Below are 25,300 nucleotides of genomic sequence, written 5' to 3'. Positions count from 1 at the left end.
TTACGTCAGATCCGGCTGCCGGTGACGGCGTGGAAGACGTGGCTGCGACCAGCACTCGGCCGGACGAATACGGTGTCACCCATGTTCGGCATGTTGCGCCGGTCGGTGCGGACGACGAAGCGCTCCGAGGTGCCACCCAGTGCGGCGTGGCCGTAGACGTTGGCGTCCGAGCCGAGGTCCTCGACGAGCTCGACCACGACAGGCATGCCGCCCTCGGTCGGGCTGACCAGATCGCAGTCCTCCGGGCGGAAGCCCACGGTGACCTTGCCGTTGCCACCCTCGGCGCGAGCCGCCTCGACCTGCTCCCGGGTCAGCGGGATGTGCAGCTCGGCGAACTCGGCGCCCCTGTCGTTCAGCGGAACGGTCTTGATGTTCATGGCGGGAGAGCCCATGAAGCCGGCGACGAACACGTTGGCCGGGGTGTCGTAGAGCGCCCGCGGGGTGTCCACCTGCTGCAGGACACCGTCGAGCAGCACCGCGACCCGGTGACCCATGGTCATGGCCTCGACCTGGTCGTGCGTGACGTAGACCGTGGTGACGCCCAGCTTGGCCTGCAGGGACGCGATCTGGGTACGGGTCTGCACACGCAGCTTGGCGTCGAGGTTCGACAGCGGCTCGTCCATGAGGAAGACCTGCGGCTCGCGGACGATCGCCCGGCCCATCGCGACACGCTGACGCTGACCACCGGAGAGCGCCTTCGGCTTACGGCTGAGGTACTCCTCCAACTGGAGCAGCCCGGCCGCCTCCTTGACCCGCCGGTCGATCTCCGACTTGGAGGTCTTGCGCAGCTTGAGGGCGAACGCCATGTTCTCGTACACCGTCATGTGCGGGTAGAGGGCGTAGTTCTGGAAGACCATCGCGATGTCGCGGGCCTTCGGAGGAAGGTGGGTGACGTCACGCTGGTCGATGTAGATCGAGCCGGCGTCGACGTCCTCCAGGCCGGCGAGCATCCGCAGGCTGGTGGACTTGCCGCAACCGGAGGGGCCGACCAGGACGAGGAACTCGCCGTCGCCGATCTCGAGGTCGAGCTCGTTGACGGCGGGACGCTCTTGGCCCGGGTAGACCCGGGACGCCTTGGAATAAGTGACCGTAGCCATGGTGAAGCGCTTCCTTTCACCGGCAGGAACGTGCCGGACGATCCGAGTGAAGGAGCGACCGGCGCGTGCCCGCGCCGGTCAGCGGACGGCGGCTCGGTCGCGAGGGCGCCGGGCTGTCGTCCGTGTCACTGAACCGTAAACGGGTTTCCCCGCGCTGCCAAGGCGGGGGAGCGCCGAACGTGGCCCACGGCCTACGCATTCCGGTCACTCCGACACGGTCGACCATCAATCGACACACGGCCAAGCGACGTGAAGGCGTACGGGCGTCGGGTTCTTGACCTTTCCCGTGCTTGGGAGCCCGCGCGACGGGATATCCGGACGTCAGTCGCTATGCTGACCTCGACGCACGCGCCCCTGTAGCTCAGCTGGCCAGAGCACTCGCCTTGTAAGCGAGATGTCGCCGGTTCGATCCCGGCCGGGGGCTCCAATTCCACCAGGCTTTTCCCGACCGGCACCGCCGCGAGTCGACCGGTTGACAGCAACGCTGACAGCAACGGGACTCGTTTTTAGCGGTCGGCGATCGCTGCGACCGCCTCGACCTCAATCAGCAGATCCGGTCGGAACAGACCTGCTACTTGGACAAGTGAGCTAGTCGGCGGCCGTTCGATGTTGATGAACTCGTCCCGTACTGCTCGTACGGTCGCCAGCGCAGAAGTATCGACGATGTAAAAGGTGAGCTTGAAGACGTCGTCCCACGTTGCGCCCGCGGCGGACAGGGCGGCGCCGACGTTGTGCATGGCCTGGCGTGTCTGGGCCTCCCAGTCGCCAACGGGCGCTGGGGTGCCGTCGGCGGCGATGGGCACCTGACCCGACGTCCAGACCAGCCGATGTCCTGGACCAATGGTCGCTACATGGCTATACCCGTTGGACTGCGGGAGCGTCGGCGGCGTAGTGAGCTCGATGTCGGCCATGGCGACCACCCTAGGACCGGGCACAGGCACGGATCCGGGCGGGCAACCGGGTACGTGGCGCTGTCCACGTGTTGCTGTACATGTTGACTTGTATGCCGACCGGGAGCGGCGGCGGGAACGCCGTCGACAGCAACGCTGACAGCAACCGCACCAGACGGCGGCGGGCCAGCGGGCGCGGAGACGGACGGTGCTCCGAGCTGGCGACCGTTCCCGGACGGGGAGGACGAGCTACACAGAGCTTGTAAGCGAGATGTCGCCGGTTCGATCCCGGCCGGGGGCTCCAATTCCACCAGCGATGTCGCATCTGACGTCACCACCCACCAACCGTTGGCCAGGTGGGTGGTGACGGTAGTTCGGGCCGGCGCCGTCGACCGTGTCGACCACGGCCAGGACGACGGCGGCGGCGATGACGGCCCCCAGCGGCGGCACCAGAATTATCCCGGGTGTGACGGCGGCGAGCACGAGGATCCCGATCCGGTACGTTGCCCGGCCCGGTAGATGTAGATGCGCCACCGGTTTCGGCTACCCAACTGCGCTGTCGTACCACGTCAGCGGCGCTGCTGCGGCTGCCTTGAGTTGTAGCCTGGGCGTGGCAAACGAGCGGAGCGGGACGGGGGCCGATGAGTCGCGCGGTGGAGGAGTCGAACCGGGCGATGCTGCGTGCCCGGGACGCGATGGACCGGGCGTACGCCGAATCATTGGACATCCCCGCGCTGGCCCGGATCGCGCACGTCTCCGAGGCGCACTTCATTCGTACTTTCCGGGCCACGTTCGGTGAGACCCCGCACCGCTATTTGCAACGTCGTCGGGTCGAGCGGGCGATGGCGTTGCTGGTCGAGACCGGCCGGGATGTGACGGACATCTGCTACGCCGTCGGCTTTGGCAGCCTGGGTACGTTCAGCCGGACGTTCCGGCAGATCGTCGGCGAGTCGCCCTCGGATTTCCGGCGTCATCGTGTCGCGCCGGCCGATGTGCCGTCGTGCTTCACCAAGGCGTGGACCCGACCCAGCAGTTTTGGATAAGCAGCAGGTCACGGTCGACCTCTAGCGTCATGGGCATGACGATGAACGCGATCACCCGCTCTCAGATCTACGTGCTCGACCAGGACGAGGCGCTTGACTTCTACGTCAACAAGCTCGGCATGGAGGTCAACACCGACCAGGATCTCGGCTTCATGCGTTGGCTGACGGTCAACCTGCCCGGCGACCCGGAGCGGGAGATTTTGCTGGAGAAGCCGGGCCCGCCGGCGCTGGACCCGGCTACCGCCGGGCAGGTCCGGGAGTTGCTCACCAAGGGTGCCCTCAGCGGCTGGTTGAGCATCACCACGGACGACGCCCGCAAGACGTACGAGGACCTCGTGGCGAAGGGCGTCGACATCACCGATGAGCCGACCGAGCGTCCGTATGGGATCGACTTCGGCGTCCGGGACCCGTTCGGCAACCGGATCCGCATCGGCCAGATGTTCCCGCGGGCGTAGGGGAGCGGACGATGAGCCAGGCCGCGCCTTTCCCCGTGGTAGGACCGGCCGCCGTTGGTCGGGACCGTGTGTTGCTGATCGGCGGTGTGCTCGCCGGCCCGATCTTCGCCGGTTCGGCGATCGTGCAGGCGTCGACCCGGGAGGGCTTCGACTTCCGTCGGCATCCGGTCAGTGTGTTGAGCACCGGCGAGCTGGGCTGGGTCCAGATCGTCACGTTCCTGGTCACCGGAGTGCTCTGTGCGCTGGCCGCCGACGTGCTGCGTCGCCGTACCGGCGGCGGGTCGGTCTGGCTGCCCCGGCTGCTCGGGCTGTACGGCCTGGGCCTGGTCGGGGCGGCGATCTTCAGCGCCGACCCGGCCGATGGGTTCCCGGCCGGCACGCCTCGGGGTGCCGGTCAGATCAGCTGGCACGGCGGCCTGCACTTCCTGGTGGCGGCGGTCGCCTTCGTGTCGCTGATCGTGGCGACGGTGGTGGCGGCCCGCCGGGCCGCAGGGCAGGGTGAGCGTGGCCGAGCCGCGTACAGCCTGGCGACCGGGGTCTTCTTCGCGGTGGCGTGGGTCGCGCTGATCGTCCGACCCTCCCCGGCCGTGATGGTGGCGTTCGGCCTGGCGGTGACGTTCGGCTGGCTGTGGGTCTCGGTCACCTTCGCGCGGACGGCATCGGGTCAGGCCGACTGAGCTGACGGCCCGCGGGACCGGGGGGTGCGGGGTCGAACCCGCACCTCCCGTTGTGTTGAGGTGTCCGGCATGGTGACCCGGCTGCTGTACCTGACCCGACACGCTGAGCAGGATCTGACCGAGCCAGCTGAGCCCGATCTGGCCGAACCGGATTCCGGCCTGTCGGAGCGCGGCCGGCGGCAGGCCGCGCTGCTCGGTGAGCGCCTGCGAGGCCGCCGGTTCGCCGCCGTCCACCATGGGCCGCTGCGCCGGGCCGCGCAGACCGCTGAGCTGGTCGCCAGGTCACTGCCCGAGGTTCCGGTGTACGCGACGGAGTTGGCCGGCGACCACCTCCCGCACGACACGGATCCGGCTGGACTTCCGCCCGCGTACGCCAAATTCCTGGCGCAGTTCTCGGCGGCCGAGCGGGTCGACGGACCGCGAGTGACGGCGGAGGCGGTGCGGCGGTTCGCCGGCCCGGTCAGCGAGGGAGCCGCCGGCGACGAGCCGGTTCGTGAGCTGATCGTGACGCACAGCTTCCTGATCGGCTGGCTGGTGCGGCATGCCCTCGACGCGCCGGAGTGGCGTTGGCTGGGCTTGAACTCGCACAACGCGGGCTTGACCGTGATCCGGTACGGCCCGGCCGGACCGCCGAATCTGGTCGCCGTCAACGATGTGGCACACCTGCCGCCGGAACTGCGTGGCACTGGCCTGCCCGCGGACTATCTGGTCTGACTGCCGGCGGTCAGGCAGTGGCCCGCAGCAGCAGCTCGACCAGCGCGCGGGTGGCCGGCGGCGGGGGCGCGTCGGTCGGGCAGTCGACGTACCCGGTCTCGATGGTGCCGACGGTGAGGCGGTAGCTGAACACGTCCGCACAGCCGGTCGAAGCGGCCGTCTGACGCGCCTCGGTGGCCAGCCGGGGGTCGGCGGCCAGTCCCGTCAGACGGCCGAGGTCGGCAGGGTTGAGGCGGCCGGTACGCCGGTTGCCCGCCCGGTCCACCGCCGCCCACTGACCGTCCGGCTCGACGGTCACGGCGTCACCGCGGCCGGCGAAGCCACCGGAGCGCTTCAGCATCACCCGGATGGCCGCGGCGCTGGTCGTGGGGACGACCGTGGGCGCGACAGTTGGCGCCGGAGCGCCGTTGGCCGGGGCGGTTGGTGTCGTGCTGGGGGTGCTCGGCGGCTGGTCCGGGGTGGTGCCGGCCTGGTCGGACGTGGTGCAGCCGGCCAGGAGGGCGACCAGTAGCGCGATCGTGACGCCGGTTGTCGAGGCGGGTCTCATATCCGTCGGACGCATGGCTTGGAGGGTTGGTTCCCTCGTCATGCACCTCATCCGAACGGCCATCATCAATGTCCGGGAACAGTCTAAGTCTTTTCTTCGACTTCACACATTGCTATATGTACATGCGTGACTCTCAAGTCACACCCTTTCTCCTTCCAGGAGGGCACGTGAAACGACCCCTTGCCGCCGTCAGCGCAGTACTGCTCACCAGCGGTCTGCTGACCTGCGTCGCCACCGCGGCGCATGCGGCCCCGCCCACCGCTCCCGCGCCGGACACCTCCGCCGTGGCCCGAGCGGCAACCGTTCTACAGGCGAACCCCGGCGCAGTCCAGGGTTCGGGCGCCGAGTCCTACCGGGTGCACAGCACCAAGGTGGACGCCACCGGCGCCGCCCACACCCGCTACACCCGGAGCTACCAGGGCCTACGGGTGTACGGCGGCGACTTCGTCATCCACACCGCGCCGAACGGCACGTACGCCGGCAGTTCGGTCGGGCTGGCCGCGCCGCTGACCCTCGCCACCTCGGCCAGGATCACCGCGGCGACCGCGAAGAAGGCCGCCAGTGCCAGGTTCACTGGTAAAGCCGAAGCGGTGGGCACTCCGGAGCTGTTCGTCGACGCCAGTTCCGGCGTGGGTCGACTGGCCTGGGAGACCGTGATCAGCGGGTGGCAGCCCGACGGGCAGACCCCGTCCCGGCTGCACGTGATCACCGACGCCACCACCAATGCGGTGGTCGGGTCGTTCGACGAGATCGAATCGGTGACCGGCACCGGCAGCAGCCTCTACTCGGGCACGGTCAGCGTCGACACGACGCTTTCCGGCAGCACGTACCAGATGATCGACCCCTCGCACGGCAACGGCTCGACCTGCGACATGAACAACGGCACGTCGACCTGCACCACCTTCACCGACGCGGACAACACGTGGGGCACCGGGGCCACCTCGAACCGGCAGTCCGCCGCCGTCGACGCCCACTTCGGCGCTGCCAAGACGTTCGACTACTACAAGAACGTGCACGCCCGCAACGGCATCTTCGGCAACGGCACCGGCGTGCCGAGCCGGGTCCACTACGGCAGCAGCTACGTCAACGCCTTCTGGGACGGTTCCCGGATGACGTACGGCGACGGCTCGGGCAACTCCCGTCCGCTGGTCGCGCTCGACGTGGCCGCGCACGAGATGAGCCACGGTGTCACCGAGAACGTGGTGCCCGGCGGCCTCACCTACTCCGGTGAGGCCGGTGGTCTCAACGAGGCCACCAGCGACATCTTCGGCAACATGGTCGAGTTCTACGCCAACACCGCGGCTGACCCGGGCGATTACCAGGTCGGCGAGAAGATCAACATCAATGGCAACGGTACGCCGCTGCGCTACATGTACAACCCGTCGCTGGACGGCTCCTCGGACAGCTGCTGGTCCACCAGCACCAAGAACAAGGACGTGCACTACTCGTCCGGCGTCGCCAACCACTTCTACTTCAACCTCGCCGAGGGCACCGGCGCCACCGCGTACGGCACCTCGCCGGTCTGCGGTTCCGCCCCCGCGGTGACCGGCATCGGCCGGGCCAAGGCCGAGAAGATCTGGTTCCGGGCGCTGGACGTCTACTTCACCTCCAACACGGCGTACGTCAACACCAGCAACCCGGCCAACACCGCCCGCGCCTACAGCCTGCGGGCGGCCACCGACCTGTACGGCAGCTGCTCCACCGAGTACAAGGCCGTGCAGGCCGCCTGGACCGCGGTGAACGTGGCCGGCAGCGACTCGGCCTGCTCGACCGGCAACGACTTCTCCGTGTCGCTGTCGCCGACCGCCGGCTCGGTGAACCCGGGCAGCTCGGCCTCCACCACCGTGTCGACCGCCACCACCAGTGGCTCGGCACAGACGGTGACGTTCTCCGCGTCCGGCCTGCCGACCGGGGCGACCGCCTCGTTCAGTCCCGCCTCGGTGACCTCGGGCGGCTCGTCCACCCTCACCATCAGCACCTCGGCGAGCACCCCGCCCGGGACCTACTCAGTCACCGTGAACGGCGCGGGTGCGGTCAACCGGACCGCGACCTACACGCTGACCGTGAACGGCACCGGCGGTGGCTGCACCGCGCCGGGGCAGAAGCTGGCCAACCCGGGCTTCGAGTCCGGCTCGACCGGCTGGACGGCCAGCTCCGGCGTGATCACCAGCTCCAGCGGCCAGGCGGCCCGCACCGGGACGTACAAGGCGTGGATGGACGGGTATGGCAGCAGCCACACCGACACGCTCGCCCAGTCGGTGAGCCTGCCGTCCGGCTGCACGTCGTACAACGTCACCTTCTGGTTGCACATCGACTCCGCCGAGACCACCACCAGCGTCGCTTACGACAAGCTCAACGTGCAGGTGCTCAACTCGGGCGGGACGGTGCTGGCCACCCTGGCGACCTATTCGAACCTGAACAAGGCCACCGGCTACAGCCAGAAGTCCTTCTCCCTGGCGGCGTACGCCGGGCAGACCGTCAGCCTGAAGTTCACCGGCACCGAGGACGTCTCGTTGCAGACGTCCTTCGTGGTTGACGACACCGCGGTCACCGTCTCCTGACCTGACCGATTCCCGAGCGGGCCCGGCGGCCACCCCTCACGGTGGTCGCCGGGCTCGCGCCGTTATGGTCGCCCCACTGGCGCAGGATGTCGGCGGGCCAGATCGGCGGCGTTGGACGGGTGGCGCGGGAAGGAGCGGACGTGTCGGACGCGGAGTTGACCGTCGAGGTGACCGGACCGGTCGCGACCGTGGTGATCCACAACCCGGCGCGGCGCAACGCGATGACCGCCGCCATGTGGCGTCAGCTCCCCGAACTGCTCGACCGGCTGGAACCCGACCCCAACGTACGGGCATTGGTGCTCACCGGTGCGGGCGACGCCTTCTGTGCGGGTGCGGACCTCGGCGACCTGGCGGAGCTGCTGGACGCCGGTGACGCCAGCATCGCGGTGGCCGCCGAGGAACGGCTGGCCCGCTTCGCCAAACCGACTGTCGCGGCGATCCGCGGCGCGTGCGTCGGGGGTGGCGCCCAGCTCGCGGTCGCCTGCGACCTACGCATCGCCGCAGCCGACGCCCGCTTCGGCGTACCGCCGGCCCGGCTCGGGTTGGTCTATCCGGCGCCGACGACGCGCCGGCTGGCCCGGCTGGTCGGCCCGTCCGCCGCCAAGCATCTGCTGTTCACCGCCGAGCTGATCGACGCCGAGCGGGCCCTGCGGATCGGCCTGGTCGACGAGGTGCTGCCGGCCGACCGGCTCGCCGAGCGGGTGGACGACCTCACGGCGACGATCGCCCAGCGGTCGCCGCTGAGCGTCGCCGCCGCGAAGGAAATCGTTGACGATCGGGCCGAGCCCGCGCGGATCGCCTGGTGGCACCGGAAGGTGGTGACCACCGGCGAGGCCCGGGAGGGGGTCGCGGCGATCAGCGAGTGCCGGACGCCTCGCTTCGCCTGGCGGGCAACGGCCGACGACTGAGTGCGCCGGTTTTTCTGCGGCCAGTTCGGTCCCACTCATCGCAATACCTCGATCCCGGGTGGTCTCGGGGCGGGTCGGTACGGCAGGCTGTCCATCGTGCAGCGTGATCAGTTGCTTGCGGGCCGCTACCGGGTCCTGGAGCGTCTCGGCAGTGGCGGCATGTCGGCGGTGCACCGGGCGTACGACGAAGTGCTCGAACGGGACGTGGCGGTGAAAGTGCTCGTCACCTCGGACGCTAACGCTCGGCAGCGGATCGGGGGCGAGGCCAAGGCCGCGGCCCGGCTGTCGCACCCGCACGTCACCAGCGTCTACGACTTCGGCGAGTCGTTGGTCGACGGTGCCCAGGTCCCGTTCGTGGTGATGGAGTTGCTCGGCGGTCACAGCCTCGAACAACGGCTGGTGGCCGGGCCGCTGTCGCCCCGCGCGGGTTTGCGGGTCTGCGCCGAGGTGGCCGCCGCGCTCACTGCCGCGCACGCCCAGGGGTTGGTGCACCGCGACATCAAGCCGGGCAACGTGATGCTCACGCCCACCGGCGCCAAGGTGCTCGACTTCGGCATCGCGGCGGCAATCGGTGCGCCGGAGATCGACTTCGAGGGGCGGCTGTTGGGCACGCCGGCCTACCTGGCCCCGGAGCGACTGGAGGCCGGCGAGGTGCTGCCGGCCTGCGACGTCTACGCCCTTGGCCTGCTCCTGCACCGGGTGCTCACCGGGCGGCTGCCGAAGCGTGCCGAGGCGCCGACCGGGACGCTCGGTGCCCACTCGCAGGTGCTGCCAGATCCGCTGCCACAGATCGACGGCGTGCCACCCGAGGTGCGCCGGCTCTACCGCTGGTGCCTGGCCCGGGACCCCGCTGATCGGCCGCCGGCTGCCGAGGCGGCCCGCATCCTGCTCGCTGCCGCCAGCACGACGGCCGTCGCCAGTGGGACCCTCGTCCGACCAGCGGCAGGCACCGCCGAGCAGACCGATGCCGTGACCGCCGATCCCATGGGGTCGATGAGTGGTGTCGTTACCCCCGGGCGAGGGTCGTGGCGTCGGCGACGGGCCATGCTGGCGGTCAGCGGTGCGGTGATCGCCGCGATGGCGATGGCCGGGCCGCTCGGCGACTCGAGCAATCGTCGACCGGCGCACGGTGCATCATCGACCGGCATCGGGCCGGGCACCACCACGGTGGGGATGCCACACACCGAGGAGCCGCTCACCGCAGCCGACGCTCGACCGTCCGCCGTCCCGTCGGCCAGGAACACTGCGCCCGACTCCCGGACCGGTTCGGGCGGGACCGCCACCCCGGGCCCGAGCGCCACCATGCCCGGACCGACCCCGACCAGGGCCGCGCAGACGCCCACCCCTACCTCCGGCGTGCCGGTGGACGCGCGCGGCGGGACGGTCACCGTTCGCTGCGTCGACAAGTTGGCCGAGGTGCTCGCGGTGACGCTCGCGCCCGGCTACCGGGCGGAGGCGTACGACCCCGGCCCGGCGAAGCAGGTCCAGGTCGACTTGACGTCCACCGAGTACCGGAGCGAAATTCGGGTGCACTGCCCCAACGGGAGTCCGAAACCGAAGGTGAAGGAACGCGCCGTCTGACCGGGGGCCGGCGGGTGCCGCGCCCGGGACGTACCCGGGACGCGGCCCCCCGTTCCCGCCGGCCGGTCCGTCACCGCCCGGCCAGCGCCCCCCAGCCGGGGTTCACCGGCTCCCGGCGCAGCGGCATACCCGCCTCTGCCGGGGTCCGGTCGCCCTTGCGCTGATTGCAGGCGTAGCAGGCGGCGGTGGTGTTCCGCCAGGTGTTCCGGCCGCCCCGTGAGCGGGGCAGGATGTGGTCGATGGTGAAGGCCGGGCCGCCGCAGTACGCGCAGCACTGGCCGTCGCGGCGCAGCACGCCGGCGCGGGACCAGGCGGGCCCGGAGCTGAACCTCCACCGGGTGACCACGTAGCGGACCAGCCGCACCACCCGGGGCATCGGGAAGACCCCGATCACCCGGTCCGGCTCGGCCTCGTGGATCTCGGCCACCTGGCGGCAGAGCATCCGCACGGCGTGTTGAACGGTGACCCGGTGCAGCGGGCCGAGGTCGGCGTTGACGACGAGAACGGCGTCCACCGGGACTCCTTCCACAATGGTGACGGACAGCGAAGAGCCGCCCGGTCCGGCTGTCGGACGGGGCGGCTCGGCGCGTACGGGTACGCGTCAGTCGGGCCGGCCCGCCCGGGGACCTTCCGCTCGGCAACCGTCGCCGGGCAGCATCGACGGCACGGTGGTGACGTGCGACATCGTCATGAGGTGCTCCCGCATCGGTGGTTGACCTTGCGCGATCACGGTAGGTCGATGCGGGAGGGGCGGGCAACGTATTTCGATCGGCCAGCCTCCCGGGCGCGACGCTGACGGCGGGTGCGGTCGATCGACGGTTGATCAATCAAGCGTACCGGTGCTTATTTGGTGTTTTGTCGCTTTGGCCCGCCGCGACCGGCCAGCAGCCCACGCGGCCGGATCGAGCGCACCGGCTCGGCCGCACCACCCTCGGCGCGCAGGATGTGGTTCGCGGCGATGATGCCGGTCGCCGCGGAGCGTTCCATCAACGCGCTGGGGAAGTCCGTGGCGATGCCGTCGCCGGCCAGGTAGAGGCCGGGCGCGTCGGTGCGTACCCCTGGTCGCCAGGCGTGGCTGCCCGGCGTGAACGCCGGCGCCTGCGCCTCCACCCGGGCCCGCAGCTCGCGGACCCGCAGCTCGCCGGCCTCCGGCCAGAGCTCGACCAGCTCGCGGCGCATCCGCTCGGCCAGCTCCTCGGCCGGCACGCCGGGCTCGCAGGCATACGCGTGCAGCTCGATGACCGACCCACCGGTCTGCCGCGCCCAGCGCCGCGGCTCGTTCTCCAGCCGGTGGTAGAGCGTCACCGAGTCCAGAGTGGGCTGGCGGGACACACCGCTGAACACCGCCCGCTCGGCGGCCACGTCCCCGTCACACCAATACCGCGCGACCGCGTACGGCGGGCCGGGCGTGCCGAAGGCGGGCATCCGCGCCGCCAGCTCCGGTGCCTGCTCAGCCAGGTCGGGGGAGGCCGCGACCAGCGCAGCGAGCGCTGGCGGGTCGACGGCGAGCACGACGTGGCCCGCCGGGTGGCTGCCGCCGTCGGTGGTCGTCACCCGCCAGCCCTCGGCGTCGCGGCGCACCCCGGTCGCGCCACAGCTGGTGAGGACCCGGCCGCCGTGCTTCCCCACGTGCCGGGTCAGCGGCTCCCAGATCGCCGTGCCGTAATCCTCGTCCGGGCAGTCGAACGCCAGCCCTTCCGGGTTGCCGAGCAGATAGAAATGGAACTGGGCGACCATCTCGGCAGCCGACATCTCCGCCTCGTGGTTGAAGAACGAGTGCGAGAAGACCTCGAACAGCATGGCCCGCGCCCGGTCCGGCAGCCGCAGCGACGCCAGCAACTCGTCGGCGGTGGCGTCGTCCAGCTCGGCGTAGGTGCGTACCGGGTCGTAGCTGAGCAGCGGCAGCGCGGCGTCCCGGTCCATCAGGCGCAGGTCACCCAGGCGCAGGCTGGGGCTGCGCAACAGCAGCGCGAGCAGGTTCGCCGGCGGTGCGGGCGGCAGCTTGCCGAACTCCTCGGTCGGCCACTGCGCACTGAGGATCGGGTAGCCCGGAATGGGCTTGAGGAAGCCCAGGTCAGGGTCGATCCGGCGGAGAATGGACCGCCAGTTGTAGTACTGCCGGAAGAACGCGTGGAAGCCGTGCTCGTTCTGCTGGCTGCCGTCGGCGAGCGCCTCCGGCCAGGCGCCAAGTCGACCGCCGAGCGTCGGTGCCGCCTCCAGCACCGTGACCGCCACACCCCGCTCGGCCAGCACCACCGCCGCCGACATGCCGGCGATGCCGCCGCCAACCACCACCGCCGTGGCCGGTTGCGGCACGCGAGCCGCGCCACCGCCGCCCGGGTCCACCTGATGTTGGCGTACGCCGATGAGCCGACCCATCACCTGCGACAACGCCATGGACGCCAGTCTGCCGCACCTTCGGCTAGTCGGGCGGTAAGCAGCGGCGGGTGCGGTCCGAGCCGGGCCAGACGTACTCCAGGTCCCCCGGCACGTCGTCCCCGAAAATGGGGCGGTAGTGCGTCGGGTCCTTGCGCAGCAGCGACGAGCGGTGGCTCAGGTGCAGGTCGTCGCGGCCCAGCCACGGTGGCAGCTCACCGGCCCGGGCCAGCTCGTCCTGCGTCCGTACGACACCGGCCCCGCAGGCGGCGGCGAGGTCGACGGTCATCGTGGTGGCGCAGGTGTCGGCCCGCCCCGGCTCGGTCCAGACCGCGCACACGTCCAGCCCGTAGCGGGTGAGCGCCTCCTCGTACCCGGCCCACATCTGCACCGCCGGGTGGTTGCGCCAGCCGTACCCCGGTCGGGTGAGCCCGCGCAGCACCTGGATGGCCTCCACCCGCTGCTTGCCCAGCCGCTTCTGGTCCAGCGTGCGGGCGCTGGCCAGGAAGTCCGGGTACGGGAGGAAGGTCTGCATGCCGCTGCTCTACCCGTCACCCGGGCGGGCATGCCTGGTGGGGATGATCCGGACAGGGTCGCCCGACGTGGTCGTGCTCGCTACGATCCGGGCATGGCGGAGCCGTGGCGGGACCGGGCGCGACGGGCGGTCGATTGGAACTGGCGCCTGCGGTCCGCCGGTGATCCGCGTCCGCACTACGTGATCTGCGGGCGGGACGCGCTCGCCTACTACGTGGCTCGGGCGATGCTCGAATCCGACCTGCCGGACGGCGGTGCTCGGGTGACCGTGGTGGTTCCGGAGCGCTACCGCAGCAACGGGCCGGACGTGGCCGGGCTTCGCGGGCTCCGGGTGGTCCGCTCGGATCGGCTGGACGTGGCCACCTTCGAGGCCGCCGGCCTGGCCGGGGCGGCCGGGTTGGCCCTGCTGCACCAGGACGACGTGGGCAACCTGTACGCCGCCCTCTGCGCGCAGGCCGTCGACCAGCGGGTCCGTCAGGTGCTGCGGATGTTCAACGGCACCCTCGCCGACGGGGTCCGCAAGCTGCTCAAGGCGCCGGTCGAGGTGCTCTCCGACGCCGAGATGGCCGCTCCGGCGTTCGTCGCCGCGGCGCTCGGCGAGGTCGACTCAAGTTCCTTCCAGCACCGGGACAAGACGCTGCGGGTGGCCCGCCGGGCCGACGTCCGGGAGCAGGACGTCGTCTGCGCGTTGGCGCACATCACCGAGCAGCAGGGAGTGGAGTTGCTGCCGGACGGGCCGGTCCCCGCCGACCTGGTGCTGGCCGAGGCGACCGGCCAGCCGCCGGGCACCGAGGTCGCCGCTCGCAGGCTGGTCCGGGCCCGCCGTCGGCGCCGCCCGATGGAGGTGCTGCTGCGCGCGGTACGCGGCTTCGCCACCCGCAAGATCGGCGTCGCGGTGATGCTGGTGCTCGCGGTGATCGCGGTCCTCGGCGCGTTGATCTCCCGGGCCGAGGGTGTCTCTCCGGCCGAGGCGCTCTACCTGACGCTGGTCACCACGCTCAGCGGCGCGGACCCGGACACGCACAAGGCGGCCAGCGCGCAGATCATGCAGGTGGTGCTCAATCTCGCCGGTCTGGCACTGATCCCGCTGATCACCGCCGTGGTGGTGGACGGCATCGTCAACGCGCGGCTGGCCCTGCACACCGGCCGCTCGCAGCCCGCCCGGATGGGGCACGTCGTGGTGATCGGGCTCGGCAACGTGGGGACCCGGGTGATGGCCCAGCTGCGCGAGTACGACGTCGAGGTGGTGGCGATCGACAAGAACCCGGAGCCGCGCGGCGCCGCTCTGGCCCGCCAACTGGAGGTGCCGCTGATCGTCGGTGACGCCGCGCTGCCGGAGACGCTGGTCGCCGCGTCGGTGGCCGACTGTCAGGCGCTGGTGGTGGCGTCCACCGACGACGTGGCCAACCTGGAGGCAGCGCTCGCTGCCCGCGATCTCCGTCGCGACCTGCGGGTGGTGCTGCGGCTCTTCGACGGTGATTTCGCCGAACGGGTGGAGGAGGCATTCGCCCTAGGAGTCTCCCGGTCGGTCTCCTACCTGGCTGCTCCGGCCTTCATCGGCGCCCTCACCGAACGCGCGGTGATCACCACGATCCCGGTCGACCGGCACGCGCTGCCGGTGGCCGAGGTGCCGGTCGCCGCCGGCTCCGGGCTCGACGGCCGGCCGTTGGAGGCCGTCTCGCGGAACGGGCAGGTCCGGCTGATCGCCCGGACCCCGGCCGGCGGTGGCAAGACCATCTGGTGGAAGGACCTCGACCCCCGACAGGTGATCTTCGCGGGCGACCGGCTGACCGTGGTCGCCCGCCGCCGCGGCCTGGACTGGCTGACGCGGCAGTGCGCCCCGCCTGCCCGCACGGGCCCGGTCCCTCGGCCAGCCGGGCCCGTCCACCGCGGGGAGCCCACCCCAACGGTGGCGCCCACTGTGGTGCCGGGGCCGGCGGACTGGGAGGTCGCCGCCTCCGCGCCCGGCGCGGCGCATCCCGTTCCTCCCGCCGTCGGCGCTCGCCCAGCAACCCATGGCGGGCCACCGGACGAATTCGAGCTGACCCGCCAGCGTGACGGGATCGGCGAGGTGAGCTGACGGGGTCCACCCGGCGTGGCCGGTGGGCACCGTCTCCTGGATCGGTGGCGGCGGGGTGAATGGCTCAGCGGTGGCCGGAGCATGGACCCACCTGGCCATCGACGTGGATCCGGCTGCCGGCCGCGAACACCTACACCTACGACCTGGCCGACCGGCTGACGTCCTGGAACGACGGCACCAACACCACGGCCTACGCCTACGACAAGTCCGGCAACCGGGTGCAGAACGGTTCCAAGCTGTTCACCTACGACCAGCGGAACCGGCTGCTCACCGCAGACGGCGCCACCTACACGTACACCGCCCGGGGGACCCTGGCCAACGCTGGCGGCAACAGCACCGGCACCGACGCCTTCGGGCAGGTCGTGTCGCAGCAGTCGGCGGCCGGTACGCAGACCTACACGTACGACGGGTTGGGGCGGGCGATCCGGCCCGGCCACTCGTACACCGGTCTGGGGAACGACCTGGCGGCCGACGCGGGCGCGACCTACGTGCGGGGGGCGTCCGGCGAGGTGGTCGGGACCACCGCGGGCGGTAACCAGCGGATGGTCTGGACGGACCTGCACTCCGACGTGGTCGGGCAGTTCACCTCGACCGGGACGGCGCTGACCGGCTCGGTGACCTACGACCCGCTGGGCAAGGCGCTCAACACCAGCGGCCTGCTCGGCCAGCTCGGCTACCAGTCGGAGTGGACGGACGCGCTGACCAACCGGGTCAACATGCACGCCCGCTGGTACAACACGGACACCGGGCAGTTCGACACCCGGGACACGGCGAGCAACAGCCCGCTGCCGGACTCCATCAACGCCAACCGCTACCAGTACGGCGACGCGAACCCGCTGACCGTCACCGACCCGAGCGGGCACTTCGGCCTGGGCAGCCTGAAGAAGTCCTTCTCCCGTGCGGTCAGCTCGGTCACCTCGAGCGTCCGCTCGTACGCGTCGTCCGCTTACTCGTACGCCTCGTCGTACGCGTCGTCGGCCTACTCGTACGCGTCGTCGACCTACAGTGCCGCGAAGTCCACGGTGAAGAAGACGGCCTCGCGGGCCAAGGCCGCGGTGAAGAAGAAGTATCACCAGGCCAAGAAGAAGTACAACCAGGTCAAGAAGCAGGTCAAGAAGAAGTACAACCAGGCCAAACGGACGGTCAAGAAGAAGCTCGACCAGGCCCGGAAATACGTCGCCAAGAAGGCGGCGGCGGTCAAGAAACGCGCCAAGCAGGCGGCGGCGAAACTGAAGCAGGCCGGTAAGAAGGTCGCTGCCAAGGCGCAGCGGGTGGTCAAGAAGGCCACTACCGCCGTGCGGGACGCGGCCAACGCGACGACGAAGTGGGTCAAGGAACACAAGGACGTCCTGTTGGAGGTCGCCGCGATCGGCGGCGCGATCCTCGCTGGTATCGCCTGCACGGCGGTGACGGCCGGTGTTGGTGCGATCGCCTGCATGGCCGGCGCTGGGGCGTTGATCAGCCTCGCGAAGGACGCCGCGCAGGGTGACATCCACAGCATCGGCGATGCGCTGGGCTCGCTGGGTACGGGTGCGGTCACCGGGCTGATCGGCGGTGCGGGTGGTGCGATCGCGGCGCGGGTTGGTGCGGCGGTGGCGAAGAAGGTCGGCACCGGTCTGGTGGGCCGCCTGGCGACCGAGGCGGCCGAGAATGGTGTCGAGGACGCGGTCGGGCAGTTGGCCTCGTCGGGCACCTACAACCCGCGGGCGGCCGCGGAGAACATGGTGCCGGGGCTGGGTGGGTTGAGCCGCAAGGGTGGCGGTGGAGCCCGTTCCGCCGCTGGTATCTCGGTCGGTGGCGGGGGCGGAGGGTGCCGGACGTCGGCCGGGCGTCGGCACAGCTTCGACCCGAAGACCGCAGTTGGCGGGCAGACACGACGAATGCAGCCTGGGCGAACGGAACACCCGGATCTGCGGGTGGAGTGATGTGTCCGCGCCAGGGGCCGAACTGTGCGGGCGAGGTGTTCCGCAATCCGACGGCAGGCCAGCCGGCCGGGGACATGGGCCATTACCCGGCCGCGCATACGAATCGTTCCTATCCCGCCAACATCAGCCGCGAGGATTTCCTGGACGAATATCAAAAGGACGTACGAATAGAATGCATACCTTGCAACCGAGGTGCCGGTAATCGGCAGGACGGGTAGGGTACCGGAGTGCCTTTACTGATCGATCATCTCGAGCGGCGCCTGGGACAGCTGACCAATGGCTGGAAGGGGACCCCGCGAGAAGGACTGCCGACCGTCAACGTGGCGTGCTTTGCCGGTGGTGTCTTCACGGAGACCACCGGCTACGCCACCGTGGGGCTCAGTCGTGTGCCGCTGCACCACCCTGGCCACGACGGGCACCTCTTCTTGGAGTTCATCGCCGCTGAGCACGGTCCTGACGACGTTTCAAGCAGCCTGTTCCCCCGCGCGCTGGAATACGTGGCGTCGAGGTGTCTCGATACCCGCGAGGCGGTGCTTCGGGGTGACGTCACACCTTTGCCGGAAGACGTCGTCCGAGGTTCCCGTTTCACCTGCCTGTACGCGGCGCTGCCCGTTTACTACGACGCGGACTTCAAGTCTGTTATTGTTGAGAACGGTGATCCGGTGGCTATCGCATGGTTGATCCCTGTGACGTCCGGCGAAGCGCAAATCGTGGCGGATCGCGGTTGGAGCGAGTTTGAGAGCGAGTTGCTCAAGCACGATCCTGATCTCATGGACATGAACCGAAAAGCGATCGCCTAGTGATACGTGATGCTGATGGCGTTGGACGCGCGGCGCGAAGTCCTGATGGAGATGCCAGATGCGTACGGGTCGAGAGAAGAGCATGACCGGGTTCGGTCGGCACGCAGACAGCCGGCCGGGCCCTGCCCATCGCTGTGGTTAAACAGCACCGCCACCGCGACTTCACACGAACGGGTGCGGCCAGTGCGCCGGGTCGGTCGAGGCGGTGATCGCGGGCGTGGTGCGGCCGACTCGGCTACCAGGGACAGAAGCACTCCGACTCCTGGCCCCGGCGCGGACCACCCAGACGGGGCGAAGTAGCAGTCGGCCGAGGTGACGGCAGTTCCGGGGACCTCCTGATGAGCAAGGTCGGCGGATCGGTCAGCAGGAACCGGCCGGCAGTGGGCGACAATCCATGGCATGCGTTTCCGCATCCTGGGGCCGACTCAGGTGTTGCTGGCCGACGGGCGCGAGATCCCCGTGGGCGGTCCGCGGCTGCGCGCCCTGCTGGCGCTCCTGCTGCTTGACGCGGGCCGGGTTGTCTCCGCCGAGCGGCTGATCGACGGCCTGTACGGCGAGCATCCGCCCCGGGGCGCGGCCAACGCGCTTCAGTCCCAGGTGTCGCGCCTGCGTCAGGCTCTGCCCGCCGGGCACAATCCGGTCGAGTTTCACCCGGCCGGTTATCGCCTGGCGGTGGATCCCGACGACGTCGACGCGTACCGGTTCGAGCGGCTCGCCGAGGCGGGGCGCCGCGCGCTCGCCGACGGCGACTGGCCCCGCGCGGCAACGGTGTTGCGCGAGGCGCTGGAGCTCTGGCGTGGTCCCGCCCTGGCCGATGTCATCGACGTGGCCGGCGCACCCGCGCAAACGGCTCGGCTGGACGAGCTGCGGCTGGCCGCCATCGAGGATCGGATCGAGGCGGACCTGGCGCTGGGCGCGCACGCCGCACTGGTCGCGGAGCTACGGGAGTTGGTCGTCGCGCATCCGTTGCGGGAGCGGTCGCGGGGCCAACTCCTGCGTGCCCTGTCCGCACTGGGCCGGCCGGCCGAAGCACTGGCTGAGTTCGAGGACGCCCGGCGCACGCTGGCCGAACAGCTCGGCGTCGACCCGTCGGCCGCGCTGGCCGCGATTCACCTGGCGGTGCTGCGGGGTGCGGAACGCCCGGCCGAACCCGGGACAATCGAGCAGGCACTGCCGAGCCAGCTCACCACGTTCGTCGGGCGGGAGGCGGAGCTCAAGCGCGTTGGGGAGTTGCTCGGTGAGCGAAGGCTGATCACGCTCACCGGCCCTGGAGGAGCGGGCAAGACGCGGTTGGCGATCGAGGCTGCGGGTCGTCTCGACGGCGAGGTGCGCTTCGTTGAGCTGGCCGGTCTGGCCGACGGTGCGGACGTACCGCAGGCGGTGCTGAGCGCTCTCGGCCTGCGCGATGCGGGCCTGCGCGCCCCGGCCGAGCCGAGCCGCCATCCAACCGACCGGCTGGTCGAGGCGCTGGCCGAGCGGCGGCTGCTGCTCGTGCTCGACAACTGCGAGCATGTCATCGCCGACGCGGCCCGGCTGGCCGCACGGCTGCTGAGCGCGTGCCCGGCGCTGCGCGTCCTGGCCACCAGTCGCGAGCCGCTCGGGCTGGCCGGTGAGGCGTTGTGCCCATTGTCCGGGCTCACCCTGCCGCCGCCCGACGTGTCGGTGCTGGACGTCGACGACTACGCCGCGGTCAGGCTGTTCGCCCAGCGGGCCGCCGACGTCGCGCCCGACTTCACCATCACGCCGGCCACCGTCGAGGTGGTGCTGCGGATCTGCCGTAGCCTCGACGGCCTGCCGCTGGCGATCGAGCTGGCCGCCGCGCGGCTGCGGGCGCTGCCCGTCGCCGAGGTGGCCGCCCGTCTCGACGATCGGTTCCGGCTGCTCTCGGTGGGCAGCCGGGCCGCGTCGCCGCGACATCGCACACTCCGGGCCGTGGTCGAGTGGAGTTGGGACCTGCTCGACGACGCCGAACGGCGGCTGGCCCGCCGGCTGACCGTCTTCGCCGGCGGTGCCACGCTGGAGGCGGCCGGGCGAGTCTCCGGCCTGCCCACCGCCGAGTTCGTCGACGCGCTGACCGGTCTGGTCGACAAGTCCTTCGTGGAAATGACCGGTGGTCGTTATCGGATGCTCGAGACGGTCCGCGCCTTCTGCGCCGAGCGTCTTACCGAGGCTGGCGAGGCCGACCAACTTCGCCGCGCCCACGCGGCGTACTTCCTTGAGTTCGCCTGGATCGCCAGCGACCACCTGCGGCGAGCGGAACAGTTGCACTGGTTGCGACGGCTCGACGCTGAGCGGGACAACCTGCATGCGGCGCTGCGCCGTGCCACCGCGGCTGGTGACGCGTCCGAAGCCGCCGGGTTGGTCGCTGCCCTGTCGTTCTACTGGTGGCTGCGCGGCATGCGCGGGGAAGGGGCCCGGTTCGCCGCCGACGTCCTCGACGTGCTCGGCGCCAAAGCGCCGCCGGGTCTGGTCGAGGAATTCGCCCTCTGCGTCTACAACGCCTCGCTCGCCGGTTCTGGCCACCTGCCGTCGCTCGGAACGCAGGGGTCCGTGATCCGCAGCCTGGAACGGCCGCCTCGACAACCGTTCCTCCTGTATCTGTCGGGGATCTCGACGGGGCCGCCGTCCGGCGGAGCTGAGCACATCGACGAACTGATGCGGGAGCTGCGGCGGCTGGTCGGGCCGGATGTGTGGATCAACGCGCTCGGCGCGATGGGAAGCGGCTCGGCGCAGATGTGGGGTGGCCAGTGGGACCGGGCCAACACCACGTTGGTCACCGCGCTTGACGGCTTCCGAAGCGCCGGGGACCGGTGGGGATCCATGATCACACTCGGTGCGCTCGGTGAACTCGCCGCCTGGCAGGGTGATCCGGAGGCCGCGGGCGCTCACATGGATCAGGCCATGGGATTTGCCGAGGAACTCGGATCGGCCGTCGACCAGGCCGACATGTTGCGTACCCGGGGCGAGATCAGGCTGCGCACCGGCGACCTCGCCGGGGCGCGCGATGATTTCGCCGCTGCACTGCTCCTCGCGCAGCGCAGCGGTGCACCGGAGTTCGTTGCTGCGGCCCGGCTCGGCCTCGCCCAGGTGGCACGGCTGCACGGAGATCTCGTCGAGGCGAGGCGGTTCTGCGACGAGGCGTTGGCCGGCGGGCTCACCGGCTGGTACGTCGGCGAGGCCACGCGTACGGAGATCTTGCTCGTCCTCGAGCAGATCACCGAAGCGGAGAAAGCCGGGCCTGGCGCGCCGCCGTCAGCCGACGGTGCGTGACCCGTCAGCGCCCGACGGCACCGTGGGGGCATGACGACATTCGAGGTGGTCGCCGAGGGTCTGGGCAAGCGGTACGGCCCAACCCGCGCGCTGGACACGTTTGACCTGACCGTACCGACCGGCACGGTGTACGGACTGCTGGGACCGAACGGCGCCGGGAAGACGACGGCCGTACGAATCCTTGCCACACTGCTGCGCTTCGACACCGGCAGGGCGACCGTGGCGGGGTTCGACGTGCTGCGCCAGCCGCACGAGGTGCGTGCCCGGATCGGCCTGACCGGGCAGTACGCCGCAATCGACGAGACCCTCAGTGGCCGGCAGAACCTGGAGTTGTTCGGCCGGTTGTTCCGGCTCGGCCGACGGGCAGCCCGCCAACGAGCCGGCGAACTGCTGGACCGGTTCGGGCTCGACGAGGCGGCGGGTCGGTCCGCTGGTGAGTATTCGGGTGGGATGCGCCGTCGGCTGGATCTCGCCGCCAGCCTGATCCGCACGCCGCGCGTGCTCTTCCTCGACGAGCCGACGACCGGCCTGGACCCGCGCAGCCGCAACCAGGTGTGGGACCTGGTCCGCGCCCTGGTCACGGACGGGACGACGGTGCTGCTCACCACGCAGTACCTGGAGGAGGCCGATCAGCTCGCCAACCGGATCTCGGTGATCGACGCCGGGCGGGTGGTGGCCGAGGGCTCACCGGACGAGCTGAAGTCGATGACCGGCGGTGACCGGATCGAGGTGGTGGTGCGCGACGCGGCCGACCTGACCCAGGCTGTCCGCATCGTCGCGTCGATCTGCGGGCTGGAGCCCGAGCGCGATCCGGAGGTTCGGCGACTCAGCGTCCCGGTGGCCGACCGGGTGGCCGGGCTGGTCGACGTCGTACGGGCGTTGGACGACGCGGGGATCGTGGTCGAGGACATCGGCCTGCGGCGCGCGACGCTGGACGAGGCGTTCCTGCACCTGACCGGGCACCGGCCGGACGAAGCCCGCCAGCCCGTCGGCGCCGGCCGGAAGGCGGACGTGGCATGACGGCAGCGATCGCCGATGGTTGGACGATGACCAGGCGAAACATGATCCACGTGATCCGCGGGCCGGAGGAGTTGATTCTCTACTTCTCGCTGCCGATCATGTTCGTCCTGGTTTTCGGGTATGTCTTCGGCAGTGGCATGCAGGTGCCGGGTGGCGGCAACTATCGGGAGTTTCTGCTGCCCGGGGTCTTCGTGATGACGATGCTGTATGGCCTTGGCGCCACCGCGACCGGCGTGGCGCTGGACCTCAGCCGAGGTGTCGTCGACCGGTTCCGGTCGATGCCGATGGCCCGGTCCGCCCTGATGACCGGCCGCAGTGCGGCCGACCTGCTCCGCGCCCTGCTGGAGATGTCCACCCTGTTGGTCTGTGGCCTGCTCGTCGGGTGGCAGTGGCGACATGGCGTCGGAAAAGCTTTGCTCGCCGTCGGGCTCCTCCTGCTGCTGCGAGTGGCGATCACCTGGATCGGGATCTACCTGGCGCTGCTGGTTCGCAATCCGGACACGGTCGGGGTGATCGTCTTCCCGGCGGCGTTCCCGCTCACCGCGATCTCCAATGTCTTCGTGTCGCCTGAGCTCATGCCGTCGTTCATCGGTGCGATTTCGGAGTGGAACCCGCTGTCGGCCACCGTCGCGGCAATCCGCGAGCTGTTCGGCAACCCGGGCCTGGGTGGCGACTCCTGGCCCGCGGAGCACGCGATGGTGTTGGCGGTGGTGTGGCCGGTGCTCCTGATCGCGACGTTCGCTCCGCTGGCGGTGCGTCGATACCAGCGGCTGAGTCGCTGACCCCCTGGTCGCCGGTGGCCTGCTCAGGTCACCGGCGCGCGGAGCGCAGCGCGTACCCGGCGGCGCCAGCGGCGAGCACGCCGAAGCCCGCGAGGGTGCTGCCCAGCGGCAGGTTGACCGCGAGCACCAGGCAGCCGACCAGCCCCAGGCCGGCGAGCACCTGGACCGGCAGCCGCCGGCCAGGCTCCCGCCCCAGCGTGAGCGCCGACGCGTTAGTGATCGCGTAGTAGACGAGCACCGTGCAGCTGGAGAAGCCGATCGCGTTTCGTACGTCACCGAGCAGCACCACCAGGATCACCACGGCGGCGACCGCCAGCTCGGCACGGTGCGGCACCTGGTGCACCTGGTGCACGGCGGCCAGCGCACCGGGCAGGTCACGGCGGCGGCCCATCGCGAGCGTGGTGCGGCCGACTCCGGCGACCAGGGACAGCAGCACCCCGGTGACCGCGATCGTGGCCCCGGCGCGCACCACCCAGGCCAGGCCGGGCAGCCCGGCGGCGGTCACCACGTCGACCAGGGGCGCGACGGAACCGGCCAGCCGGTCGGCGCCGAGCACGCCGAGTGTGATCACGGCCAGCACCAGGTAGATCACGAGCACCACCCCGAGCGCCAGCGGCACCGCGCGGGGGATGGTCCGCTGTGGGTCACGAACCTCCTCGCCGAGCGTGGCGATCCGGGCGTACCCGGCGAAGGCGAAGAAGAGCAGCCCAGCGGCGGTGAGCACGCCCCGGGCGGAGCCGCCGGGGTCGGTCAGCCGATCCAGGTGCACCGGCCCGCCCGCCACGCCGACGACCGCGACCAGGGTCAGCACCACGAGCACCAGCGCGACCAGCGCTCTGGTCATGGTGGCCGTCTTGCCGATGCCGCGCAGGTTCACGGCGGTCACCGCGAGCACCGCGCCGACCGCGACCAGCCGGGCCTGTCCCGGCCACAGGTACGCCCCGATGGTCAACGCCATCGCCGCGCAGCTCGCGGTCTTGCCGACAACAAAGCCCCAGCCGGCCAGGAACCCGGAGAACGGCCCGAGGCGCTCCCGGCCGTAGACGTAGGTGCCGCCGGATTCCGGGTAGCGGGCGGCCAGCCGCGCCGAGCTGGTCGCGTTGCAGTAGGCGATGAAACCGGCGAGCACCAGCGCGGGCAGCAGGCCGGCGCCGCCGGCCGCCGCCGCGGCCGGCCCGAAGACCACGAAGACGCCCGCGCCGAGCATCGAGCCCAACCCGATGACAACCGCGTCGGGTACGCCGAGCCGCCGCGCCAGTTGAGCCATGGGCCAAAATCCTAGGTGTACGAGGTGAACGGCCGGTCCCATTCGCGTAGCCGGTCGGGGAGTGGCAGATCATCCCAGGGCGCCCGGTGCAGCAGCCGGTCCAGCAGCAGCCCGAGGAGCAGCCCGGCCACCGAGTCGGTCAGCCAGTGCCAGCCCAGGTAGGTGGTGGTGGTGAGGACGACCAGCGGCGGCACGATGCGGATCACGGTGACGAGTCGGGCGGGCAGTTGCCGGCCGAAGCTGAGGGCCAGCGGGGCGAGGAGCAGCGCGATGACGCCGTACCAGACGATGGCGTTGGCGACGTGCCCCGACGGGTAGGACTGGGCGTATCGGACTGGAAGGTCGTCGTGGAACAGCGGCAGGGTCTGCTCGGGCGTCAGGAACGGCTCTTTGACGCTGGCGCTCGGTGCCGCCCGGGCCGTCCAGACCTTGAGCGGACCGATCGTCAGGTAGGTCAGCACGAACCCGACCACCGGCGGCAGGATCGGCCGCACCGACCGCAGCCGGACGGCCAGCAACACGCCCAGCCCGGCGGCGATCAAGGTCAGCGGGGTGCCCTGGCCGAGCAGGTTGAACACCCGGGCCACCCAGTAGGCGACCGTCGGGCGGTGCCCGTCGGCCCAGTCGGCGACCGCCCGGTCCAGCCCGAAGAGCTGGTCGGCGGTGAGCGCCACCGTCAACCCGACCAACCCGACCAGCAGCAGCGCGTCGAACCACCAGCCGGCCGGGCGGACAGGCCGTAGCCGCAGGTCACGTCGTACCGCCGTGGGTTT

The 25,300-nt window shown here is 70.7% G+C and carries 22 protein-coding genes and 1 tRNA gene; 15 read left to right on the top strand and 8 right to left on the bottom strand.

Translation table 11 applies throughout. The features are described 5' to 3' along the window. Positions 1 to 5 precede the first annotated feature (5 nt). Complete coding sequence (locus OG811_RS08605) at positions 6 to 1,097, bottom strand: ABC transporter ATP-binding protein (RefSeq protein ID WP_406073215.1); 1,092 nt, start codon at positions 1,095 to 1,097, stop codon at positions 6 to 8. A 350-nt stretch (positions 1,098 to 1,447) separates the two neighbouring features. On the opposite strand from OG811_RS08605, the gene OG811_RS08600 reads away from it, so the two are divergent. After that, a tRNA-Thr gene (locus OG811_RS08600) sits at positions 1,448 to 1,524 on the top strand. A 79-nt stretch (positions 1,525 to 1,603) separates the two neighbouring features. Here the strand turns inward: OG811_RS08600 and OG811_RS08595 are convergent. Then, positions 1,604 to 2,008 carry a RidA family protein gene (locus OG811_RS08595; RefSeq protein ID WP_406073213.1) on the bottom strand — a complete coding sequence of 135 codons (405 nt, stop codon included), beginning with the start codon at positions 2,006 to 2,008 and terminating at the stop codon, positions 1,604 to 1,606. A gap of 620 nt (positions 2,009 to 2,628) precedes the next feature. Here OG811_RS08595 and OG811_RS08590 point away from each other — a divergent pair. The 4 genes from OG811_RS08590 (at position 2,629) to OG811_RS08575 (ending at position 4,876) form a co-directional block, all read left to right on the top strand. After that, on the top strand, positions 2,629 to 3,030 hold the full coding sequence (locus OG811_RS08590) for a helix-turn-helix domain-containing protein (RefSeq protein WP_406073211.1): 402 nt from the start codon (positions 2,629 to 2,631) through the stop codon (positions 3,028 to 3,030). Positions 3,031 to 3,065: 35 nt separating this feature from the next. Beyond that, positions 3,066 to 3,485, top strand: coding sequence for a VOC family protein (locus OG811_RS08585; protein WP_406073209.1), 420 nt, complete (start codon positions 3,066 to 3,068; stop codon positions 3,483 to 3,485). Positions 3,486 to 3,496: 11 nt separating this feature from the next. After that, positions 3,497 to 4,162: a DUF998 domain-containing protein gene (locus tag OG811_RS08580; protein ID WP_406073207.1), complete on the top strand. Its 666-nt coding sequence runs from the start codon at positions 3,497 to 3,499 to the stop codon at positions 4,160 to 4,162. Between the two features lie 69 nt (positions 4,163 to 4,231). Next, positions 4,232 to 4,876 carry a histidine phosphatase family protein gene (locus OG811_RS08575; protein WP_406073205.1) on the top strand — a complete coding sequence of 215 codons (645 nt, stop codon included), beginning with the start codon at positions 4,232 to 4,234 and terminating at the stop codon, positions 4,874 to 4,876. A gap of 10 nt (positions 4,877 to 4,886) precedes the next feature. Here the strand turns inward: OG811_RS08575 and OG811_RS08570 are convergent, their stop codons facing one another. Further along, positions 4,887 to 5,438, bottom strand: a complete 552-nt coding sequence (locus OG811_RS08570; RefSeq protein ID WP_406073203.1) for a hypothetical protein — start codon at positions 5,436 to 5,438, stop codon at positions 4,887 to 4,889. A 152-nt stretch (positions 5,439 to 5,590) separates the two neighbouring features. On the opposite strand from OG811_RS08570, the gene OG811_RS08565 reads away from it, so the two are divergent. From OG811_RS08565 to OG811_RS08555, 3 genes are all read left to right on the top strand, one after another. Beyond that, entirely contained in the window at positions 5,591 to 7,984 is a 2,394-nt protein-coding gene (locus OG811_RS08565) for a M4 family metallopeptidase (protein ID WP_406073201.1), read from the top strand. Between the two features lie 140 nt (positions 7,985 to 8,124). Beyond that, entirely contained in the window at positions 8,125 to 8,892 is a 768-nt protein-coding gene (locus OG811_RS08560; protein ID WP_406073199.1) for an enoyl-CoA hydratase/isomerase family protein, read from the top strand. Between the two features lie 96 nt (positions 8,893 to 8,988). Continuing rightward, entirely contained in the window at positions 8,989 to 10,473 is a 1,485-nt protein-coding gene (locus OG811_RS08555; RefSeq protein WP_406073197.1) for a protein kinase domain-containing protein, read from the top strand. 70 nt (positions 10,474 to 10,543) lie between these two features. Here OG811_RS08555 and OG811_RS08550 read toward each other — a convergent pair whose 3' ends face one another. The 3 genes from OG811_RS08550 to OG811_RS08540 form a co-directional block, all read right to left on the bottom strand. After that, positions 10,544 to 10,987 (bottom strand): HNH endonuclease, encoded by a 444-nt coding sequence (locus tag OG811_RS08550; RefSeq protein ID WP_406073195.1) that lies wholly within the window; start codon positions 10,985 to 10,987, stop codon positions 10,544 to 10,546. A gap of 329 nt (positions 10,988 to 11,316) precedes the next feature. After that, positions 11,317 to 12,870 (bottom strand): FAD-dependent oxidoreductase, encoded by a 1,554-nt coding sequence (locus OG811_RS08545; RefSeq protein ID WP_406073193.1) that lies wholly within the window; start codon positions 12,868 to 12,870, stop codon positions 11,317 to 11,319. 25 nt (positions 12,871 to 12,895) lie between these two features. Continuing rightward, positions 12,896 to 13,384: an MSMEG_6728 family protein gene (locus OG811_RS08540; protein WP_406073191.1), complete on the bottom strand. Its 489-nt coding sequence runs from the start codon at positions 13,382 to 13,384 to the stop codon at positions 12,896 to 12,898. A 93-nt stretch (positions 13,385 to 13,477) separates the two neighbouring features. On the opposite strand from OG811_RS08540, the gene OG811_RS08535 reads away from it, so the two are divergent. The 7 genes from OG811_RS08535 (at position 13,478) to OG811_RS08505 (ending at position 23,260) form a co-directional block, all read left to right on the top strand. Further along, complete coding sequence (locus OG811_RS08535; RefSeq protein ID WP_406073189.1) at positions 13,478 to 15,463, top strand: NAD-binding protein; 1,986 nt, start codon at positions 13,478 to 13,480, stop codon at positions 15,461 to 15,463. A 59-nt stretch (positions 15,464 to 15,522) separates the two neighbouring features. Further along, positions 15,523 to 17,388: an RHS repeat-associated core domain-containing protein gene (locus OG811_RS08530; RefSeq protein WP_406073187.1), complete on the top strand. Its 1,866-nt coding sequence runs from the start codon at positions 15,523 to 15,525 to the stop codon at positions 17,386 to 17,388. Continuing rightward, positions 17,388 to 17,606, top strand: a complete 219-nt coding sequence (locus OG811_RS08525) for a GH-E family nuclease (RefSeq protein ID WP_406073185.1) — start codon at positions 17,388 to 17,390, stop codon at positions 17,604 to 17,606. Before OG811_RS08530 ends, OG811_RS08525 begins: the two co-directional genes overlap by 1 nt. Before the next feature lie 9 nt (positions 17,607 to 17,615). Continuing rightward, positions 17,616 to 18,188, top strand: a complete 573-nt coding sequence (locus OG811_RS08520) for a suppressor of fused domain protein (protein WP_406073183.1) — start codon at positions 17,616 to 17,618, stop codon at positions 18,186 to 18,188. A gap of 399 nt (positions 18,189 to 18,587) precedes the next feature. Beyond that, a complete protein-coding gene (locus OG811_RS08515; RefSeq protein ID WP_406073181.1) occupies positions 18,588 to 21,458 on the top strand; it encodes a BTAD domain-containing putative transcriptional regulator in 2,871 nt (956 codons plus the stop codon). Between the two features lie 30 nt (positions 21,459 to 21,488). Continuing rightward, positions 21,489 to 22,478, top strand: coding sequence for an ATP-binding cassette domain-containing protein (locus tag OG811_RS08510; RefSeq protein WP_406073179.1), 990 nt, complete (start codon positions 21,489 to 21,491; stop codon positions 22,476 to 22,478). A 26-nt stretch (positions 22,479 to 22,504) separates the two neighbouring features. After that, positions 22,505 to 23,260 (top strand): ABC transporter permease, encoded by a 756-nt coding sequence (locus OG811_RS08505; protein ID WP_406073177.1) that lies wholly within the window; start codon positions 22,505 to 22,507, stop codon positions 23,258 to 23,260. Positions 23,261 to 23,288: 28 nt separating this feature from the next. Here the strand turns inward: OG811_RS08505 and OG811_RS08500 are convergent, their stop codons facing one another. Both OG811_RS08500 and OG811_RS08495 read right to left on the bottom strand, forming a co-directional pair. Beyond that, positions 23,289 to 24,527 (bottom strand): APC family permease, encoded by a 1,239-nt coding sequence (locus OG811_RS08500; protein ID WP_406073175.1) that lies wholly within the window; start codon positions 24,525 to 24,527, stop codon positions 23,289 to 23,291. Positions 24,528 to 24,538: 11 nt separating this feature from the next. Beyond that, entirely contained in the window at positions 24,539 to 25,276 is a 738-nt protein-coding gene (locus OG811_RS08495; protein WP_406075599.1) for a phosphatase PAP2 family protein, read from the bottom strand. Positions 25,277 to 25,300 lie beyond the last annotated feature (24 nt).

Origin of the sequence: Micromonospora sp. NBC_01638 (assembly GCF_045209745.1) — a bacterium.
In the GTDB taxonomy this organism is placed as follows: domain Bacteria; phylum Actinomycetota; class Actinomycetes; order Mycobacteriales; family Micromonosporaceae; genus Micromonospora.
This window is presented reverse-complemented; position numbering and strand designations above follow the sequence as displayed.